This window comes from Terriglobia bacterium, assembly GCA_020072645.1.
Taxonomy (GTDB): Bacteria; Acidobacteriota; Terriglobia; order Terriglobales; family Acidobacteriaceae; genus Angelobacter.
In genome coordinates, this window is sequence record JAIQGK010000016.1 from 76,430 (window position 1) to 96,236 (window position 19,807).

Genomic DNA, 19,807 nt, shown 5'->3' on the forward strand with positions numbered 1-19,807 from the left:
AGATTCGGCGCCCGCTTTGGCGGGCGCCGAATCTTCTTATCACGATTCAAACGGCATTTCCAAAGACTGCTTAGCTGACAGTGGTCTGCGGCGGTATGTAGGTTGGACCAAAGCATACAGGCTGAAATTTGCGGTCCACACCACTTCCGGTGTAATGCGGTGTCCACCCGCCCACATCCTGGAACAGACGTATGGCGCGGATGCGGCGGTCCACGCATAAATTGAACCAATGCAGTGTTCCCCGTGGCACTCGAATCAGGTCGCCGGCGACTACCTCAATGCCGACCACCGGTTTGCCTTGGGGATGAATGTGGAACAATCCCCGTCCAGCAACAATAAAACGCACCTCATCTTCATCATGGGTGTGCTCTATATTGAATTTTGCGAGCATGGTTTCCAGGCCTGAGGTCTTGGGATTTACGTCGATGACATCGGCCGTAACATATCCGCCGCGGGCCTTTAATTGCTCGATGTGCGGCGCATAAGCCTGCAAAACTTCCTCGGGCGAGGCGCCTTCTTCAATTTCCACATCCGTGTTCCACTGCTCGTAATCAATCCCGATACCGGCCAGATATGAGGTGATTTCTGCGGGATCGGACAGTGTGCGATTTTCTTCTGGAATAGTAACAACAGCCATCTTGCACCTCTTGCATAATGCTATGGTGAACGTTGTTCCCGCCCGAACGTGGTCCGGCCGAGAACTTCAAACAGGAACTCGAAAATTTCAACGTGACGTTTCGCCTCCTGCAGCGTTCGTCCCCAGGTATATAAGCCATGGCCGTGAAGCAGGATGCCATGGGCATTCGGGCTCTGGTTCAGCGTGGTTTCTACCAGGCCCGACAGTTGAACCATGTCTTGAGAGTTTTTGAGAATAGGCACCCATTCCCGGTGCTCGTGGGTCTTGACGCCCTCGAGACCTTTCAGCATTTCATATCCTTCTATGCTAAGTCCGTTGCGCGAGACTTCGCGCTCGGAAAGGACCGTGGCCCAGATTGAATGAGTATGCAGGACCGCGCCCGCATTCTGTGCCCGCACAATAGCGAGATGAATGAGGTACTCAAAGGAAGGGCGCGACCGCCCAGTCAGTACCTCTCCTGCTTCATTGATTTCCAGGATGTCAGAAGGAGCAAGTGTACCTTTGTCCACCGAGGTAGGCGTAATGGCCAGCCGCCGCGGATCGCCGCTGAGCACGGCACTGAAGTTGCCTCCGGTGCCAAATACCCAGCCACGAGAGTAGAAATCCTTGCCGATGCCAGCCAGGGCAGATGAGAGTTCCTCGAACTCGTGGTCATTCTCCTGGCGGACCGTCAGGCCGGTATTGCCGCGACTTGATATTGGGAAGGCCATACGTTCTGTCCAGAGTTTATTTAGATTTCAACTCTTCTATACGTTTTGCAATCTGCGCCACCGTAGGACCAGCGAGAAAGTCGGCAATGGACAGACTGGTTTGAAGATTGACACAAAGCGGTATCAGGACTTCTGTAAGCAAAAACGAGTTTCCGCCAATGTTAAAGAAGTTGTCATAGATGCCTACGCGATCCAGCTTCAGGGTCTGGGCGATAACCGAGGCAACTTCCTTTTCGATGGCATTGCGCGGCTCTTCCGCTCCAATTTTAACCCCGGCGCCACCAGTATCGATCTCCAGAAGCGCGGAACGATCAATTTTGCCATTCGGGTTCAGCGGCATATCCTCAACGCGGATAAATTCGCTGGGCACCATGTATTCCGGAAGCTTGTCCTTCAGAAAGGGGCGAAGTTCCTCTTCCAGCCTCTCCCGGGTTGTGTTCTTTTCCTTGGGCGACAGATAGGCAATTAATCGCTGGTCGCTTGGACCGTACCCTTTATTTAAAACCACCGCCTCCCTGACCACGGAATGCTGTCGCAGAGTGTTTTCAATGTCGCCAAGGTCGATGCGGTATCCGCGCAGCTTTACCTGATGATCGACCCTGCCGATAAACTCCAGATTCCAGTCCGGCAGAAATCTGCTCATATCGCCGGTGCGGTATAGCAGGGATCCGGGTTCGCTGCTGAAGGGGTTGGGGACGAACTTTTCCTCAGTCAGGGCAGGATCATTAATATATCCTTTGCCTACGCCGTCTCCAGCTATGCATATTTCCCCCGGCTCGCCGAAGGCCACGGGCTTCAAATCGCTGTCGAGCAGATAGATCTGGGTATTGAAAACCGGCTTGCCTATCGGCACGGACGAAGTCACGTAACGGGCATAATCCTTGAGACGGTAAAACGAAGACACATCGCTGCACTCGGCTGCTCCGTACACGTTGGCCACTTCCGCACGACAATCGGTGGATTCAGCCCATTCCCGCAGGCGCGATGCCGAGATAGCTTCCCCGCCAAGGAACAATACCCGCAACGAGTGCAATTTCTGGGCCGGCGACAGGAGCGGATTTTCAATCACCGGATAGAACGTGCTGGGAGCGCAATTCATCAGGGTGATCTGTTTCTTGTGGATAGTTGCGAGAATCAGCCCTGGATCGAATCTGCTGGAGGCGAGCAGATGCAGTTCCCCTCCGCGAATCAATGGCATAGCGATGCTTCTCTGGGTAATGTCAAAACTGAAGGAGCTAACCACCAGATTCCTGTCCGCGGTGGTTACATTGAATTCCGTAACAAACCAATGCATTAAATTGGTCCAGCCGCGATGGAATACGGCCGCAGCCTTGGCTTTGCCGGTAGATCCTGAAGTAAAAATCACATAGACCAGGCTATCCGGCGTTGCTTCGCTCACAGGACGAGTTTTGCTTTCAGCCGCAATGGAGTCCTTCTGGCTGTCCAGAAAAATCATGGTTGCCTTGTTTTCGGGCAGCCTGTCAGCCAGATTTTGGTGGGTAAGCAGCACCTTAATCTCCACATCGCTTACCATTGAGCTCAGACGCTTTGGTGGATATGCCGGATCCAGGGGAACATAAGCGCCCCCGGCTTTAAGTGTTCCCAGAAGGGACACAATCATATCTATAGAGCGCTCCATGCAGATGCCCACCAGGGTATTAGGGCCTACTCCCAGTTTTTGCAGATACCATGCAAGCTGGTTGGCCCTTTCATCCAGATCCTTGTAGCTGAGCTGCTGATCGCCATGAACCAGCGCGGTGGCGCCTGGATTTTCTGCCGCTCTTTCTTCAAAAAGCTGGTGAACACACTTGTCGCGGGGATAGTCTTTCTGTGTAGCATTCCATTCAGCCAGTGTCTGTTGCAGCTGCTCATGAGCACCGGTGGCTACTGTGGCCATACTTCTCTCCTCATGGATTATTTTACACGTTGGGAAAAGAGCGCGCCTGAAACACAGGATAGTGTTTCAGGCGGCTTACTTTAAGCTGTATTACGCAGCATAGGAAGCTTGCGATCCTGCCTAGCTGTTTGTCGGCCGGGCTGCAACGATCTGGTACGAGTTCGTCGGGTTTACGCACTCGCCCGGCGTGGGAATCATTTTCAGGAATTTAAGATCGAATTTGGAAAACAGCCCGCGAATCTCGTTCTCATCCACCAGCATATGCCGCGTATGGACCTCAGCGAACTGCTCGAACCTCTCAAGCAGATCTGACATTGACGTGCCAGTCTTCTCCAGGGTCTCCGCTTCGATCTGGGACAGGCTCCGGCTGCGTTCTGCATAACCGCGGCGCAATTCGGGGGTCGTGACGCCGCCGATCATGGCAGTGGTAACCACCGACCCGCCCGGCGCAAGGAGCTTCAGCCAACGCTCGGTAATCATTGGCTTATATTCACTCTTCAAAACAGTGAGGAACTCGTCGGTCACAATCAGGTCAAAGCTGCCCAGCGGCATGGACGGGCTTGTGATCAGATTGTCCACAAAGCATTCAATTTTAAGGCCGTGCCGCTTGGCATACCATTCGCAAGCGGTCAGGGGCGTGGCGCAAATATCGTAGATTTTGATGGTCGGATTTGCCTTTGCCGTCTTGATCGCTTCATGCAGGGTCGCCAGCATCCCATAGTCTGCGCAGGCGGAAATAAGGACGTTGGCCGTTGGCTTCTTGCGCAGAATTGTACTTAGAGCATCATTGTAAAACTCATACCACGGTGGCACCGCAACCATATTCAGGAGACGTAAAAATTGCCAGGTGCCATGATACCAATCGCATGCGCCCGGAGCATCGGAGCCCTTATTGGTCTTGGCCCATTCTTCCATCCCGCCAACTTCTTTGTGCTTGCACTTTGTTCGAGACCAGTCCCACATCAGTGGCGCTGAATCAATCAATAAGCTACGAGTTTCGTCGTCCAATTTGTATAGGTCGGCTGGCTGTAATACTTGCATCTCGGCAGCTTGCATTAGTCGTAATCTCCTTGTATGAGGGTACCGTTCGTGAATTAATATCTTTTAACACTTCCTAATAGTTAGGTGAAAAAGATACCTTATGAGGGCTAGCTTCAATACCTCTTCTATCGCGTGTTCTAACTGTGATATAGATGAATTCTTGATTTATATAGCTTGGACGAACTCGATACTAGCATCGCCGTGATTAGTAGATCAATGTGAAGCAGGTTAAAATTTTTTGACAATTCCCAAATTGAGAGATGGTTTCAAAATGGGAATTTGTTCCAAAATGGAACGTAACCGATACACAAAGCCTATGACCGAAAGGATAGCTGTTTATTCCGTTGTATAGGCTGAGGGGGGGCTTAGACGGGAAATTATCTGCTGTGTTACTCTCGAAACCGTACGACAATCCTTTATCTAAATTAGGGACCCAAAGCCGATCATATATGGAACCCATGGTTAAAAGCGCGAATCGTTTTTTGTCTGGTGTTGCCTATTCGGTTGGTACTCCCTGTCCAATAGAGAGCTTGAGGGAGAGCGAGGGAATATCGCCCGAGATACTGAATGATCTCAAGGGGAGGGGGCTGCGCAGTTTTTATCAGGACAGCCGCACCATCCCTGAGATGTGCATGAGCACGGCAGAAGAGACGCTGAAACTCGCGGGATTGAGGCCTGAGGAGATAGATTTGATCCTGCTTGCCACCTCGAATGCCGATTGGGTCAACACACTGGACGCCGAAACTGATTTGTTTTCAATATTTCGCAAAAGCGGTTTTATCCGGACACGTTTGATTGGATTGTCATTGCAGGCATGCAGCGCGTTTGGTGAAGCGGCGCGGATTGCTGCTGACCTCACAGCAGGGCAAAATCCAGCCAAGAACGTCCTGGTGATTCTTTTTGGGCGCAAGGAGACGCCCAGCAGGTTGGGGCCGGCTGCCAGTACGGTCTATAGCGACGGCGCCGCTTCCTGCATTGTGTCAGCCGACAAAGGTAATTTTGAGATCTGTGCCAGTGAGAGTCTGTTCAATATTCATTTAGGCGCGATGGGACGTTTAGGGAACTTTGATCAATTTGTGGGGGGCGTCCAGGACATAACGGAGATCAGCCGAGGAGTACTTGAAAAAGCCGGCATTCAACCCGAGGATATTAGCGCTCTCTTTTGCACCAACGGCAGCCTGGTCCACCTGCGGGTGATGGCGAATGCGGCGAAAGTGGCGCTAGACCGAGTTTACAGCGAGGATGTCGCCAGGTTCGCTCATGTGTATTCGTGTGACAACCTTATCAGCCTGAAGAATTATTCCAGTGAAAAGACGCTTGCGCCGGGCAGTTATTACCTGCTATTAGGATGGTCGCCTCATATCGTCAGTGCGGCCGTTCTCCGGTATGTGGGGAATACATAGATAATGCAAGCATAGGGGTTTTCTGGAGTAGATCTCATGCCCGGGCGGAAAGAGTCATGATGAGCTCTGAATTGATACTTGATCGTAAAGTAAAGGAGTTCCTGCGCTTACTGGCAGTGCAGGACGGCCCGCATCTTTATGAGGTTCCGCTGGATATTGCTCGTGCCATGGCGGTCATCGGGCAGCTGCGTTTTCCCGTGCCCAGAATCGAAGCAGACGTGGAAGACAGGGAAATTGAAATTGGAAGCCAGGGCCGCCTCAGAATTCGCATTGTCCGCCCTGTAGGAAGCCGTGGAAAGCTGCCGGGCATCATGTATTTTCATGGCGGCGGCTGGGTAGTCAATGATCGAGACACCCATGACCGCCTGGTCCGTGAGATTGCTTACGGATCTGAAGCTGCGGTTGTCTTTGTGGAGTACTCACGCTCACCTGAAGCGCGTTACCCCACAGCTATTGAAGAGGCATATGCGGCCACCTGCTGGGTTGCGCAACACGGGGCAAGCATTGGCGTTGATCCGGAAAGGATCGCGGTGATGGGAGACAGCGCCGGCGGCAATATGGCAACCGTGGTTACCTTGCTGGCAAGGCAACGTGGCGGACCAAAAATCCTGGCGCAAGTGCTCTTTTACCCCACCACGGATTGCAATTTTGAAACTTTGTCTTACCAGCAGTTTGGGAAGGATTACTTCCTGACGCGGGAGGACATGCAATGGTTCTGGAATGAATATGCTCCCGATCCGAATGTGCGATTGGAGCCTACCGCGTCGCCGTTAAGGGCTTCCCTGGAGCACCTTAAAGGGCTTCCGCGCGCATTGATCATCACCGGTGAGTGCGACGTGGTTCGGGATGAAGGTGAAGCATATGCGCGGCAGCTTGCGCGCGCGGGAGTGGAGGTCACTGCCACGCGATATCTGGGGATGATTCACGGATTCACATTTCTGAATGTCTTTGCCGATCTGCCCGCGGCCAAAGCTGCGATTGCTCAGGCCACAGGGATGTTGCGAAGCATCTTCGCAGTTTCAGCAACGGAGACAATGAGGTCGAACACGGAATTGGCTTCTGTTATCAAAGCAGGTTGAGTCCTGCCATAGCTGATGGACCCACTCCCCGCAAACGCGCTGGTTGAGGCGGCGATCACGATTTATGATATACGTGTCAAAGCAGTAGCAAACTGCGGATGCGTGATAAAAGCAGCTTTAGCTCCCATTCTGAAAATGTTCTGGAGGTTATTGTGAGTTCTCAAACCAGCTACTCCATTAATTTGGATGCGAAATTCGGAAACCTGGAGAAGATAGATATCAACGCCCTTGTGAATGCCTGCAAAGAGCCCTGGTTTAACCAGACGCTCTGCCGGGTGAATGATTGTGTCGTGAGGCTGGGTGTGGTGCACGGTGAGTTCCACTGGCATAAGCACGATGAGGAAGACGAGTTCTTCTATGTGGTGCAAGGAAGATTCTTCATTGATTTGCAGGACCGCAGTGTAGAGCTTCTCCCCAACCAAGGCTTCACTGTGCCCAAAGGAGTTATCCATAAGACCAGGGCGCCGGAGCGCACGGTCATATTGATGATTGAAGGCGCAGGCGTTAAACCTACGGGCGACTAAACGTTTAAGTCCACAAAATTGGGCGAACATTCAAGGACGGAAGAACGAATGTCACAGGAAACGTATGAGCGTTTAATCGCTCTTTTAGATCAACACAAAGCGCAGTACCGGCTAATCGATCATCCGGCTGAAGGGCGCACCGAGCTTGTGAGCCCGATGCGAGGCAACCGGCTGGAACAGGCGGCAAAATGCATCGTGATCATGGCCAAGCTGGGCAGGAAAACCACCAAATACATCCTGGGCGTTGTGGCTGGAGATGCCCGGGTCAATTTAAATGCCGTGAAATCATTGCTAGGAGGGACATATATATCCTTTGCCTCTCCTGACATTGCAGAGAAGCTCTCAGGCAGTGTAGTGGGAACGGTCCTGCCATTCTCATTTACGCCGGAAATGGAGCTCATTGTCGATCCTGGGCTTCTAGTGAACGAGGAAATCTTTTTCAACGCAGCGCGCCTTGACCGATCCATGGCGTTGCGTACGAGTGATTATCTGGCCATTACACAACCCCGCATCGAAAAGATTGCCGCCTCGGCCGAATGAGCAAACCATTAACAGCGAACGATCATGGAAGCGCGGTCAAGCCTCAGCAAACCGGAAATGAGCCTGAGATGGTCCCAGCGAAGCTGACGCAGATCATTCTTTTGGATGTGGAAGGAACAACCGCGCCTATCAGCTTCGTCTACGAGAAGCTCTTTCCTTACGCTCGTAAGAATATCCGGTCCTACCTGATGCAACACGGCGAGCAGCCTGAGATCAAAGATGCCCTGGTGCGACTGCAGGAAGAAAATTTGCAGGATTTGAAAGACGGCGCGCCGGGCTTTGGCCGGAACCAGGGAGATGGGAAGTACATCGACTCTGCCGTGGCCTATTGCCTCTGGCTTATGGACCGTGACCGCAAGACAACCCCATTGAAAACTCTCCAGGGCCATATCTGGAGGGAAGGTTTCGCAAGCCACGAACTGCAAAGCGAGGTTTTCGCCGATGTGCCCGAATGTTTTGCCGCCTGGCGCAAACAGGGCAGGCGAATCGCAATCTATTCGTCGGGAAGCGTGGCTGCGCAAAAGATGGTCTTTGAGAACACGCCGTTTGGCAATCTAACGCCTCAAATCGAAGCTTTCTTCGATACCAATGTGGGTCCCAAAAAAAGTGCGAACAGCTATACCCGGATCATCAAGGAGCTTCGGGCCAATCCGGCAGACGTCCTTTTTGTCTCTGATGTGCCCGACGAACTGGACGCTGCCGTCGCCGCTGGAATGTCGGTGGCGCTGGCCGTCAGGCCAGGCAACACGCAGTACCCCAATGCTCCCAACTATCCTGTAGTGAGTTCGCTGCACGATCTCCGCTAGCCGTGTGTTTATACCGGGAATTGCCCCAGGAAAAATATATCTTCACGGGAACTCGGAATCACTGCTCTTTCTTGACGCTAGCAAGAACACTTGGGATACTTTTCTTCCGTAACCCAAAGGAATTTTTCCACTATGGCACAAGTGCAAACGGTCCGCGGGGCCATTGATACGTCGCAGCTCGGCACCACACTGATGCACGAGCACGTGTTCGTGCTGGATACCGAGATACTCCAGAATTATCCGGAAGAGTGGGGACGTGAAGAGCAGCGCGTTGCCGATGCCATAACGCGGCTGAACGAACTCAAGGCCAAAGGCGTGGACACGATCGTCGACCTTACGGTGATTGGGCTGGGACGCTATCTCCCCAGGATCAAGCAGATTGCGCATCAGACAAAAATTAACATCATCGTTGCAACCGGAATTTATACCTATCACGATGCGCCGCTCTACTTTCATTTTCGCGGGCCGGGCACGGTTCTGGGTGGTCCAGAGCTGATCGTGGACATGTTTGTGCGCGACATCAATGAAGGAATCGCCGATACCGGAGTGAAAGCCGGAATTTTGAAATGCGCTACCGACGAACCGGGTGTGACCAAGGACGTGGAGCGGATTCTGCGCGCCACCGCACAGGCACACCGAAAAACCGGCGTGCCGATTTCTACTCATACACATGCCGGAAAGCGCGTGGGGCTTGACCAGCAAAGAATTTTTCGCGAAGAAGGCGTCGATCTCTCTCGCGTAGTGATTGGCCACTCCGGAGACACAACCGATCTGGGCTATCTGGAAGAACTTGTTGGCAACGGCTCATACATCGGCATGGACCGCTTTGGCATTGATACGATTTTGTCTTTTGAAGACCGCGTCAATACCGTGGCGGCCATGTGCAAGCGCGGCCATGCGGAAAAAATGGTGCTCTCGCACGACGCGGCGTGTTACAACCACTGGCTGCCGGAACGTCCGTTGTCCACGATGCTGCCGCGATGGAACTATCTACACATCCATAATGATGTAATTCCCGCGCTGAAGCAGAAGGGCGTCACCCACGAGCAGTTGCAGACCATGCTGGTCACGAATCCACGAAAGATCTTTGATCAGCAGGGCGCTTATTGAACCGGTCTCAAAAAGTTCCAGGTTTTCTCAGGCCGCAAGCGGATCATCTTTCTTCTGGTTCTGATTTTCCTTCTGCCGCTCGCCGGGATCCTCCACCCCAGAAAGCGAAGAGCGTGCTTTCTGGGGGCCCCGGTCCTGGTCAACTTCCATTTCCGGCTCTTTCGATTCCGGATCAATGCCGTGTGAGGGATTTTCCTTTTCCGGCTTCTTCTTGTCTTCGTTGCGTTCTTGCTGGTCGGTTGGTTGCTTCATGGTGGTTGGATGGCGAATATGTTTCGTATGTCGCCTCTTCTCTTGGCCGCAAACCGCCTGAGTTCCCCGCAACTTTTTTCGCCCGCGGTGTTTATAGATATATAACGCTCTGATTTTTTATCTGAGCTGTGGTGGGGAAGGGTTCCTGAGGGGTAAACGGAATCTTTCACTGCGGAAGTGCGATGCGAGAAGCGGCTACGGGTGATCCCGTGGCCGCTTTTTTCCTTTAAAATCAAAACATGTCCAACGCGGGGCCACTGTTTCGTCCGTATGACAAGCTGGTAAAGATCACGCTGGGAGAAAAGCAGTTTGAAGTCCCAGACGGCAATATGCTGCTGCGCGCGCTGCAATTTCTCTCTCCTGAAGATATCTCTTACGGAAAGTTCTGCTGGAATGAGGAGTGCCAGTATTGCCGCGTGAATTACGATCTTGGGCCGGGCACGCAGAACCGCACCGCAATCTCATGCAAGCTGATGGTGCAGGATGGTATGCGCGTGACGGAAGTGGCGCAGGAGATCAAGTATTGCCTGCGCAAGCTGGGACTCAACCTAAAAGTGAAAGAGACGAAAAGTTGAAAACGCGCCGCCACGCTGACTTACCGCTTCTGCTAAACCGAAAAGCTTGTGGTTCATGTCAACGCTAAATTTAAAGACGTCTTATCGCTGTGATGGACGCTAAGCGGTAATTCATGCGCTCATAGAACGCACCGGCACGCGCGTTTGCGGCTTGATATTCCAAGGCAGCGAATTCCGCGCCGTGTTGGCGACCCCAATCCTCAGCCGCTCGCAGCAGTTGCCCGCCAATGCCATGATTCTGATGTTCGCGCTTTACAGCGATCTCCGAAATGAGGCAGTAGATCATTTGCCGGTGCATGGCATCCATTGGTTGATATAGCCGGACATCTATGAATCCAACGATTTCAGCCCTGAGCTCTGCGACAAGCGTGATGCTTTCTGCGCGTCCCTGCGCCGGATGCTGTCGTCCTTCTTTGTAACGTGCCGCTATGGTTTCAACCTCAGGTACAAAATACAGCTCAGGATCAAGACTGGCATGGTGTTCAGCGCTCTCAAGAAATGCGCGGATGATTCCGTCAGCATCTTCTGCCACAGCCCGACGAATAATCGCCGCCGGCGTTGAGGCTTCATTGGTCATCGCTTTACGGTTACTGGCCCGCAGCGCTCGTTCCATTCCGAGAGAGATACGGCGCCGATATCCGGTACCGGTTCGTGATCGATTCTGGCAATAAATTCCAATAAGTGGCCGTCAACATCTTGGAAGTAGATGGAAGCGGCAGGCATCCAGCCGAACACGCTCGGCTCATCGGTAATTTCACCAAAGAAGTTTCTCAGTTCGATTTTCTTCCTCTTGATGTTTTGGATTACGCCATTCATATCTTCCAGGCCCACAGCAAATGCAATGTGCTGCATTCGCACGATGTTGCTCGTTACATCCACAACCCACGGTGGCGCTTCCCATAAGCCCAGCATTGTGTTTTGGTCCTTTCCGATCCAATAAAACGCAGCGCGTCGCGCACGTTCATGGCGGCCCAATTCCAGACCGAGGACATCCTCATAGAACCTCATGGACCTTTCCAGATCCAGGACGTGTAGATGCGCTTCGAAGAGTCCGCGCAGGGATGTTGCCGGTATTTTGCTCATGAATAACCTTTTACCCCGAAGTTGCGTTCGTGTGCAGGAATTGCACAAAGTCCAGCAAGCTCCCACCGGAGGCGTCGGGAACTGCGCCGAGCTCCTCGGTCGGCAGCTTCAATCGATTGACCCAGAACGTTGGGTACCCAAACAACTTGGCGCCTGCCGCGTCCCATCCGGCGAATGCCGCGAATAGGATCTGGTCGCGTTGAAGTCCCAGGGATTCAATGCCCAATTGATAAGCGCGCGGATCAGGCTTGAACGTTCTTGCCTGATCGGTGCTGATAACCTCTTCAAATATGCCGGCTAAACCGGCGCTTCTAATGTTGGCCTGAAGCATGTGCGGCGTGAGGTTCGAAAGGAGTGCCAGCCTGAGCCCCGATTTCTTGATGGCGCTGATGGCCGGCGATACGTCGGGCCAGGCTTTCAAATTTAGATAACCGCTCATCAGTTTTTCGCGCTTTTCAGCGCCCAGGTCCAGTCTTAGTTTATTGGCGGCGAAGACGAGAGCATCCTCTGTAACTTGCCAGAAGTCCGCATATCGTTGTGCGACTGCGCGTAGCCACGTGTATTCGAACTGGCGCGTGCGCCACTCGTCGCTCAGCGCCATACCATTTCCGGGAAAAAGCTCCTCTGCCCGGGCGAAGACCGGCCTGGGATCAAAGATCGGGAACGCATCAAACGCAATGGCCTTGATCTTTGTTTTTGCAGCCTGGTCTCTACCTGGATCACCGGACCGCGGCCCTAAAGCACAGGAGGCCAGGCCGGCGGCTGTGAGAGCCACAAACTCTCTTCGATTCATAGGGCCCTCTTCTCATGAGTTGTGTCTAAGCCGGGTCTGTTAGCCTTGTTCCTCCCGAGGAATGCATCAACCGCTAGCGGTCCTGGCCCACCCAAAACCAACGCTACAAGAGCAGCGAGATATAAGAGATTGCATTCATAACCTGGAGGACCGAACTGGGCTCCCGTCTGCGTTACGGCAATCAATTTGATCGAGCTAAACCCGTACGGCAGATGGACGGTGAAAATTGCAACCAACAGAATCACCGCCAACGGTACGCTGAAAATTGTCACGAATGCGCCCGTTCCAATGGCTATGCCACCCAACAACTCGCTGAGTATTGTGACCCACGCCATCAGGTGAGGGGCAGGAACGCCAAGTGATTGCAATATGCCGGCAAATGAGCCGGGCCCCCTGGACAGCTTGGCAATGCCGTGAACTGCGAATCCGTATCCCACAATCAGGCGCAGCAGTAATGGCGCCCAACGCGCAAGACGCCACCTGTTTGACTGCTCAAACTGCATTCAAGACCTCCGTAAGATCCGTAAATATTAGCGTTCAAACAACTCAATCGTCTTTTGACGGTTATTGATCCGAATGCTGGCGAAGTTTGAGAGCACATCCTGCCCCAGCACTCCATCAGCTACCTTCAAAAGGGAATTACCAGTGAGGTCTGCTTTAATCACGAGAAGCAAAAATAAAGCGCTCCCCAACCTCAGGCTGCTTCTCTCCTTGACGTACGCATAACTACGCTGCCAAACGAGCATTTGTTGTTCGCGTGAGACCTGCGGGAAATTGATCATTGTCTGCTCTGCGCCGGTGTCAAAAACTAATGTCCGATCCTTACCGTCTATAGCCACAGTCACGAGAATCATCGAGTTCCGAGTGCGATAATGAAGAATATTGCTGGGCTGCTCGTGCGTTGAGGCAAATGCCGGTAGAACAGAGCCGATCAGCAAAACCGTTAAAAAGCGCATGCGCAGAATCTCTCCGCAGCCTTTTGGCTGCTACTACAACATCGTGTGAGGTTCTCTGGGACGGCCTCAAGACTTAAACCAGCGCAGCCAGGAAGCCGTCCGTAGTCACCGCAGAACACCATTGCGAATCAGCCGAATATTCCGTAGCCCGGGTAATTGTCATCCTGTTTCTGTTGGTCGCTCTTTTTTTTCATGTGCTTGTCTTTCTTTGTCTTTTTCGCGCAATGCTCGTCATCGGTTGTTTGAGATACACTCGCAGCCGGAGCAGGGCAAGCGGTCGCTTTTTCGTCTTTGCATGGCGCATTCGCACCAAATGCCAGGATGGAATTTGTCAGCATGGCTAAAGCAAAAATCCGAATGAACAAAGGTCTCATCGTATTTACTCCTTGAACGGGGCAGGGAATCCTGCCTCTGTTCATTGAGAATCCCTGCAACGCCTGCTTTATTCCAACCAGGGGACCTAAAAAATATTTTTGTGTGAGGGATGAAAATCAGGTGCGGGAGGCTTATAGCGTAAGGAGCCCTTCAGGACCCGAGTCGTGGTGTGAACGGAAATGATTTAATGGAGCTTGATGACGTCAAATTTGTCCGCGGCACGAGTTTAACAATGCCAAAGGACTGGACATTTGAATTTGAGGCTGTCGCTCTTCCGCACGCAGGAGGCCTGCTTCGCTACGCGCTACATCTCGAAGGAGAGAAGGCGAGAGCTGAAGATCTGGTCCAGGAGACGCTTCTTTCTGCATGGCGCCATTTCCATCAGTTCGAACAAGGCACCAATTGCAAGGCTTGGTTGTTCCGAATTTTGAAGAACCTGCATTCCAAGCAAATGCGGCGAATGATCCGTAAACCGGAAGTGTCTCTCGAAGAGAACGCACCGCGGCTCGCCGCACCGGAGCGGATTTCCGCCAATCAGCAGGTGCGGGACGCATTTGCACGGCTCATTCCCGAGCACCAGGAGGTGCTGCAACTTGCGGCCGTTGAGGGCCTTGGAATCCGTGAAATGGCGGACGTGCTTCAGGTTCCTCAAGGGACCGTGATGTCACGTTTGAGCCGGGCGCGGGCCAGCCTTCGCAGCGTATTGCAGACACGCGCATTTGTCCGGAAGGAAGGCTTATGAATTGCGAAAGTGTTCAAGACTTGCTGCCACTTTACCTTTCAGGGGAGCTAACCGGAGAAGGATTGGCTGCCGTGCAGCATCACATCAAAGCATGTGAGGCTTGCGCGCAGTCGGCAATTGCAGATCGCCAACTGGACGACATGTTACGGACAGCAATGCTGGAACATAGCCCGGACGTTTCAGCCGTCCTTCAGCGGGTCCATGGAGAGATGGCGAGTTCCGGGTGGAAGAGAATGCTGCATGTTCGTTCATTGCGCTTTGCTGCATTGGCCGCAATGGTTGTTCTGGTGGCTGTTCTCGGCGTCTCAAGCTTTCGGGCGCATCAGGTGCAAAGAACAATAGCCCTGGCTGCAGCTAGTGATCACTACAGCGACCTGGTGCTGTTGCGACATCCTGATTGGGCCTACCAGCCTGAGGATGTTGCCCGGTTCATGCTGGAAGAATTTTCACGGCAGGATTTGCTCGCTGCGATTACGCCCAAGGGAGCCGTGTTTGAAAAGGTCCGCTTGTGTAACCTGGGCGGAGCGCAGTATGCGCATTTCGTTTTCAGAACCGGACCGACCGAGACATCCGTTTTTCTGATTCCAAACGGCCAAGCCACAAACAGACATGATTCAATTCATTTGGCTGATGCCGGCCACGGTTTAGAGGCTTCGGGCTTCTCTTCTACACATATGAGCGGAGTGGTTGTCGGCAACAGGGGGCAAGTGCAGACGCAGGAGATCGCGAACCGACTGGGAGGAGTGTTCTAAGAAGAAGCAGGAGATCAAGTATTGCCTGCGGAAGCTGGGCTCAATCTGAAGGTGAAAGAGACGCAGTGATCACGGCTGAAACCCAGAAAACCCCAAACAAAATCAAAGCACCCCGGCAGCAAAGAAGCTACACACCAGAAGTTTTTGTGTTGAAAGCTGGTGAAACGCGAGGCTTTGACAGCTACAAATCTGGCTGCAGCCGCCATTCATGCCAGCGCGCCCGCTTTCGAATCGCAGTCGATTCAAGGCGTTTAGATGACTCGTCGGAGGTAGACCCTCTGGGTTTGCATCAGATGCTCGGGCACACATCGGCAAATTGCAGGCTTGATCCTTTCTTCAATTTTACGGGGAGTTTAGAAAGTTCTTATGTAGAGGCAAAGATACAGTACAAAGCCTGGTACTCGAGATTAGGGCAAACATACAAGCATGACTTTGTAGAAACCATGTTGATCAAGCGATGTTAGAGTGCAAAATACTGCACATAGCTTAAGACAATCTAGCTATAAACTACCGTTACGATGAGATCTGTATCTAATATTGAAAACTTAGCAATCTAGGAGAAGAATGACGGGCTGCTATTCAATTAGGCTTTGCCAGACACGAGGGGGGAGTTATGGTAAAAAAGCCGCACAATCCAGCACTGATCGATGCAGCAATGATGGATGGTCACAATAATCTTCGATTTCCAGGACCGGGCATCGACATAATCCACCACGAGGTTGCAGTAAACCTATTTCAAGTCGTGGACGGGGAAGAAGTTCTCCTTGAGACACTCAACTTTCAAGGACGCATGCTGATCGAAAGAGGAAAGGCTTATACAAATTCAAACGGATTCCGTCAGATCGATTTTATTGCCCTGGCGTGGACAGCCACCGCGTGGTCCAAGTCCCTGAAACAGGATATCTTGTATATTCTGTCCCAAGACGTGGAGCAGCCGATCAGTAATATCATTGCAGAAACAAAAGGAAAGGACTTTCCCGCCACCATCCAGTTTGATCTGATTTTTGACGTGCGGGTAAACAATAAGACCATCATCACTCAACATAAGGGGCGGCCCAAGGGACACAAGTTTCTTACTATTCCACCTGCGGTCGATACCCGGACCGAGTTGTCGCCGACGGTATCGCTCTTCGGTACGGACGACATCATGGACGTTGGAGTCGCAGCAAACGAGAAGGGCGAGGTGATATTCAGGCACAATCCATCGAAATCCTTCTTTAGAGATGAGGGTGGCATGGTCCAATTGAGGGTGTTACCCATTGACTGCCACGACAAGGCTGGAAGCACGCTGGTGTCCTTTGCCGAAATAAGTTTACCAAGCCAGCTTAAACAGGTGCCAAGGCACCTTTTCAACCAGGTTCCTGTCCTCCAAAACAACAGACTTAAGAAGGGGTGACTGAACTTGCCCTAAGTTGGGTTGAGACCCATAGCGAGATATTCGGCCAAAGCTGCAGAGGTGACAACACGACTGATCTCGCGCATTGTCCCGCCCGAGGCCATGCTTGGTGACATCTGGCGGTGGATGGGTTCGTGGTGGTAACCGTAACGTCGTCACGGATGTCTTGCGCCAGTGTGACGCGCGTGATGCTCGCACCGACGAACAGTTGGTTTAACGGGAAAACCGGTTCGTGTCCGGGTTCTTGAACCCCGCGAGTCTGCACCGTTAACCAGGGGAACACCTCGACAAGCCGAATGCTCGTAACCATCGGCATGATGACAAAAGACTGCCAACCCTCAATCGGTGGGACACAGCCGGCGTCGCCCGGACAAGTTCCCCTCTGCTCCGCGAACCCACCAGGACCGCGCGGCCTGCCTCTCCTCGGCAGTCTTCTAGATGTCAAGCGAGATCGCCTGGGCTTTCTGGCCACACTGAGGGAAGAGTTCGGAGACATCGTTATGTTCCGCATGGGTCATAAACCCGTGTACTTTATAAATTGCCCAGACGGTGTCAGACGGGTTTTACGTGATAACCATCGCAATTATAAGAAGGGCGTGGGACTTACTCATGCTAAACAGCTCATCGGGGATGGGCTCCTAACTAGCGAAGGTGCGCTGTGGCAACGTCAGCGACGGATGGCCCGATCGGCCTTTGAGCAAGGTGCCGTGTGCGCCTATGCACCGGCGGTAAACGCAGCCGTCCAAGCGATGTGTGTTCGGTGGGACGCATCGCGGGAGCGTAATACCGGCATAAGGATCTTTTCTGAAATGTCGCGACTTACGTTGGACATCCTAGTCAGATGCCTTGGCGGTGCTGACTTTGCGTATCGAGCCGAGACGGTTGAGACGGCATTCCGCGTCGCCACTGAGCATGCGATGCATCGTATGACAGCTTTATTCGAGTGCACGGCGCGATTGCCTACGCCACGGAACCGGCGCTTTGTGAGAGCATTGCGTGATTTGGAGGAAGTCGTCCATGGTCTAATCGCCAACCGGCGATGCTCCAGCGACAAGCCGCCTGATTTGCTTTCGACGCTACTTCGCGCACGTGATGAAAACGGGGCGGAAATGGGCGACAGGCAGATCCGCGACGAGATAATGACTATTCTGCTCGCCGGTCATGAGACGACGGCATGTACCCTGGGGTGGTTTTGGTATTTGCTCGCAAAGAACCCGGACACAAGAAGGAAAGTGAGAGAAGAATGTGACCTCACCGGGCCAGGATGCCCGGTCGTCGCCGATCTTTCCAAATGTACCTACACGAATCTTGCGCTACGAGAGACCATGCGCCTCTACCCCGCCGTATGGCTTATACCGAGGAAGTCGATTGAAGCGGATGTCGTTGCGAAATTCGTGATTCCGGCACGCTCCGATGTAATAATTAGCCCATACGTCTTGCACCGGCATCCGATGCACTGGCACCGGCCTGATGAGTTTGCGCCAGAACGTTTTCAGCCCACGGTAGCCGAGAGGCGTGATCCGCATGTTTACATCCCATTCGGTATAGGACCGCGGGCGTGCGTCGGGCAAAGTATGGGTCTGCTTGAGGCACAACTGATCATCCTATCGGTGACGCGGAAGTATCGGCTCACTCTCGAGGACGACTGTAGAATCGAGCCGATTCCCCAGCTAACCCTTCGTCCTGCAACTGACTTGATAATGGGATTGGAACTTGAAGAGCCTCAAGACGGTTCGATGAAGTCGTCGCCCAAGGCGTAAGAAATCGATTCGCATCGTGGAGGCCTCGCGTTGCATCACTCGTATCAAGCAAGCAATAGTCAGTGACTCCATTCCACGGTTCAGCATCGTAGCCACCAACGGGAACCGCAAGCCTTACCAGCGAGCGGTCAGAAATTGGTCATCCGGCAGTGTTTTGCTTTCTCAACTGGACTTCGATCTTGTGGTTCAAGCGTTGAGATTCCTAGTCACGTCGCAATTTAACACGAGGCCATCCGAAAATCAGCTTATTCATGAAGCAATTACTATCAGAACATTTTTGGCTTGGATGTAGAAACAGGCGAGTTCTATAAAGTTCAATAGGCTTTTGACTCTGGTTCGGGACCAGGTTCTTTACCCGGCGCATCTCACGGAACCCTTTGAATTCGTGTGCCATAAAATTTTGTAACGATAGGGACCTCTCGGCTGCGCTCGGGGCAAAAATTAGCGGTGGCTGGGCGAGGGGCGGGCAGGTTTTTTGGAGGCCCCGCCGGCGGCCCCCAGCTTTGTAAGACGGTCCCGGGCCTGCAAGGCCTCCGGGCTTTTTGGATAGCGGCTGATCAGGCTGCGCAACTCCTGCACTCCAGCATCGCGCTGGCCAAGCTCCAACAAAGCATAAGCTTTTTTCAACTGGGCTGCGGCGGTTTTGTTGCCTCCGGGATATTGGTCCAAAACTTTGTTATACGCCTGCACGGCGCCGGCATAGTTTCCCTGGCGATAAGATATTTCTCCGAGGTAAAACTGCGCGTTGCCAGCGAGATCTGTATTGCCATAGACCTGCAGATACTGCGCGAACTCCTGTGATGCCAGATCGTTTTTGTTGGCGTTGTAATCGCGCAGGCCATCGTTATAAAGCTGGTCTGCGGGCGGAGCCTGCGGCACATTGTTGGCCGCGCCACTGGGACCGCCGGGCTGCGAGCCTGAGGGCGGAGCGGTAATATTTTGCTGCGCCGTCTGCATATCGTCGAGCTGCTTGCTCACTTTGGCGAGACGCGCTTTCAATTCGTCCACGGCATCATGCAGTGCCTGCACCTGCCCGGAAATCTGGTCGACCTTGCTGCCCGCGTCGGTGGTCTGCTGTCCCAGCGTTCTCTGCAGATTCTGGACAGCCGATCCCATCTTGTTCACGTTATCAGTCTGCTGTGTGAGCAGATCTTTCATCACGCCCATGCGCTCATCGAACGACTGCTGCATGCGAGACATATTGTCTTGCATGAGCTGGAGCTGCGTCTGGATCTGGATAAGCTGTGATTTGGTGTCCGCGGCGGAAGCAGTGTGGCTGGCGCACAGTGCAAACAGCAGCACAGCCAGCACAACGGCGAAACTTTGTTTCTTCATAGGCATTTAACTCTTTAGATGCAGAATAGCTGGTTGATCCT

The 19,807-nt window shown here is 52.9% G+C and carries 22 protein-coding genes; 11 read left to right on the forward strand and 11 right to left on the reverse strand.

All coding sequences use genetic code 11. From position 1 onward, the window contains the following. Positions 1-70: 70 nt before the first annotated feature. The 4 genes from LAO76_22035 to LAO76_22050 form a co-directional block, all read right to left on the reverse strand. Positions 71-637, reverse strand: a complete 567-nt coding sequence (locus LAO76_22035; GenBank protein MBZ5493607.1) for an acireductone dioxygenase — start codon at positions 635-637, stop codon at positions 71-73. A 20-nt stretch (positions 638-657) separates the two neighbouring features. Continuing rightward, positions 658-1,347 (reverse strand): methylthioribulose 1-phosphate dehydratase, encoded by a 690-nt coding sequence (gene mtnB, locus LAO76_22040; GenBank protein ID MBZ5493608.1) that lies wholly within the window; start codon positions 1,345-1,347, stop codon positions 658-660. Positions 1,348-1,363: 16 nt separating this feature from the next. Then, the gene (locus LAO76_22045; protein MBZ5493609.1) at positions 1,364-3,244 is read right to left on the reverse strand and encodes a non-ribosomal peptide synthetase; all 1,881 of its coding nucleotides are present in this window, start codon (positions 3,242-3,244) and stop codon (positions 1,364-1,366) included. A 120-nt stretch (positions 3,245-3,364) separates the two neighbouring features. Further along, complete coding sequence (locus LAO76_22050; protein ID MBZ5493610.1) at positions 3,365-4,285, reverse strand: class I SAM-dependent methyltransferase; 921 nt, start codon at positions 4,283-4,285, stop codon at positions 3,365-3,367. A 449-nt stretch (positions 4,286-4,734) separates the two neighbouring features. Here LAO76_22050 and LAO76_22055 point away from each other — a divergent pair, with 449 nt between their 5' ends. The 6 genes from LAO76_22055 (at position 4,735) to LAO76_22080 (ending at position 9,747) form a co-directional block, all read left to right on the forward strand. Next, complete coding sequence (locus LAO76_22055) at positions 4,735-5,688, forward strand: hypothetical protein (protein ID MBZ5493611.1); 954 nt, start codon at positions 4,735-4,737, stop codon at positions 5,686-5,688. 56 nt (positions 5,689-5,744) lie between these two features. Next, positions 5,745-6,767, forward strand: a complete 1,023-nt coding sequence (locus LAO76_22060; protein MBZ5493612.1) for an alpha/beta hydrolase — start codon at positions 5,745-5,747, stop codon at positions 6,765-6,767. Between the two features lie 98 nt (positions 6,768-6,865). Continuing rightward, positions 6,866-7,291 carry a cupin domain-containing protein gene (locus tag LAO76_22065; protein MBZ5493613.1) on the forward strand — a complete coding sequence of 142 codons (426 nt, stop codon included), beginning with the start codon at positions 6,866-6,868 and terminating at the stop codon, positions 7,289-7,291. 48 nt (positions 7,292-7,339) lie between these two features. Continuing rightward, positions 7,340-7,831 carry a YbaK/prolyl-tRNA synthetase associated domain-containing protein gene (locus tag LAO76_22070; GenBank protein MBZ5493614.1) on the forward strand — a complete coding sequence of 164 codons (492 nt, stop codon included), beginning with the start codon at positions 7,340-7,342 and terminating at the stop codon, positions 7,829-7,831. Then, the gene (mtnC, locus tag LAO76_22075; protein ID MBZ5493615.1) at positions 7,828-8,637 is read left to right on the forward strand and encodes an acireductone synthase; all 810 of its coding nucleotides are present in this window, start codon (positions 7,828-7,830) and stop codon (positions 8,635-8,637) included. The genes LAO76_22070 and mtnC overlap by 4 nt, the downstream gene beginning before the upstream one ends. A 132-nt stretch (positions 8,638-8,769) precedes the next feature. Next, complete coding sequence (locus LAO76_22080; GenBank protein MBZ5493616.1) at positions 8,770-9,747, forward strand: phosphotriesterase-related protein; 978 nt, start codon at positions 8,770-8,772, stop codon at positions 9,745-9,747. A gap of 27 nt (positions 9,748-9,774) precedes the next feature. On the opposite strand, the gene LAO76_22085 is transcribed toward LAO76_22080, so the two are convergent. Next, positions 9,775-9,999: a hypothetical protein gene (locus LAO76_22085; protein ID MBZ5493617.1), complete on the reverse strand. Its 225-nt coding sequence runs from the start codon at positions 9,997-9,999 to the stop codon at positions 9,775-9,777. Between the two features lie 239 nt (positions 10,000-10,238). On the opposite strand from LAO76_22085, the gene LAO76_22090 reads away from it, so the two are divergent. Then, the gene (locus tag LAO76_22090) at positions 10,239-10,574 is read left to right on the forward strand and encodes a (2Fe-2S)-binding protein (protein ID MBZ5493618.1); all 336 of its coding nucleotides are present in this window, start codon (positions 10,239-10,241) and stop codon (positions 10,572-10,574) included. Between the two features lie 70 nt (positions 10,575-10,644). Here the strand turns inward: LAO76_22090 and LAO76_22095 are convergent, their stop codons facing one another. Genes LAO76_22095 through LAO76_22115 form a run of 5 tightly spaced genes read right to left on the reverse strand, consistent with a single transcriptional unit; the run spans position 10,645 to position 13,406 of the window. Beyond that, complete coding sequence (locus tag LAO76_22095; protein ID MBZ5493619.1) at positions 10,645-11,187, reverse strand: GNAT family N-acetyltransferase; 543 nt, start codon at positions 11,185-11,187, stop codon at positions 10,645-10,647. Further along, the gene (locus tag LAO76_22100; GenBank protein ID MBZ5493620.1) at positions 11,148-11,657 is read right to left on the reverse strand and encodes a VOC family protein; all 510 of its coding nucleotides are present in this window, start codon (positions 11,655-11,657) and stop codon (positions 11,148-11,150) included. The genes LAO76_22095 and LAO76_22100 overlap by 40 nt, the downstream gene beginning before the upstream one ends. Positions 11,658-11,667: 10 nt before the next feature. Beyond that, complete coding sequence (locus LAO76_22105) at positions 11,668-12,450, reverse strand: haloacid dehalogenase type II (protein ID MBZ5493621.1); 783 nt, start codon at positions 12,448-12,450, stop codon at positions 11,668-11,670. Next, positions 12,447-12,953, reverse strand: a complete 507-nt coding sequence (locus LAO76_22110; GenBank protein MBZ5493622.1) for a DoxX family protein — start codon at positions 12,951-12,953, stop codon at positions 12,447-12,449. The genes LAO76_22105 and LAO76_22110 overlap by 4 nt, the downstream gene beginning before the upstream one ends. A 27-nt stretch (positions 12,954-12,980) precedes the next feature. Beyond that, a complete protein-coding gene (locus LAO76_22115; protein MBZ5493623.1) occupies positions 12,981-13,406 on the reverse strand; it encodes a hypothetical protein in 426 nt (141 codons plus the stop codon). Between the two features lie 562 nt (positions 13,407-13,968). Between LAO76_22115 and LAO76_22120 the strand changes: the two genes are divergently transcribed. The 4 genes from LAO76_22120 to LAO76_22135 all read left to right on the forward strand — a co-directional run bounded on the left by LAO76_22120 (position 13,969) and on the right by LAO76_22135 (position 18,431). Next, complete coding sequence (locus LAO76_22120) at positions 13,969-14,523, forward strand: sigma-70 family RNA polymerase sigma factor (protein ID MBZ5493624.1); 555 nt, start codon at positions 13,969-13,971, stop codon at positions 14,521-14,523. Beyond that, positions 14,520-15,275 carry a zf-HC2 domain-containing protein gene (locus LAO76_22125; GenBank protein ID MBZ5493625.1) on the forward strand — a complete coding sequence of 252 codons (756 nt, stop codon included), beginning with the start codon at positions 14,520-14,522 and terminating at the stop codon, positions 15,273-15,275. The genes LAO76_22120 and LAO76_22125 overlap by 4 nt, the downstream gene beginning before the upstream one ends. Before the next feature lie 613 nt (positions 15,276-15,888). Beyond that, positions 15,889-16,671, forward strand: a complete 783-nt coding sequence (locus LAO76_22130) for a hypothetical protein (GenBank protein ID MBZ5493626.1) — start codon at positions 15,889-15,891, stop codon at positions 16,669-16,671. 296 nt (positions 16,672-16,967) lie between these two features. Further along, positions 16,968-18,431 carry a cytochrome P450 gene (locus LAO76_22135; GenBank protein ID MBZ5493627.1) on the forward strand — a complete coding sequence of 488 codons (1,464 nt, stop codon included), beginning with the start codon at positions 16,968-16,970 and terminating at the stop codon, positions 18,429-18,431. A gap of 441 nt (positions 18,432-18,872) precedes the next feature. Here LAO76_22135 and LAO76_22140 read toward each other — a convergent pair whose 3' ends face one another. Continuing rightward, entirely contained in the window at positions 18,873-19,766 is an 894-nt protein-coding gene (locus LAO76_22140) for a tetratricopeptide repeat protein (protein MBZ5493628.1), read from the reverse strand. Positions 19,767-19,807 lie beyond the last annotated feature (41 nt).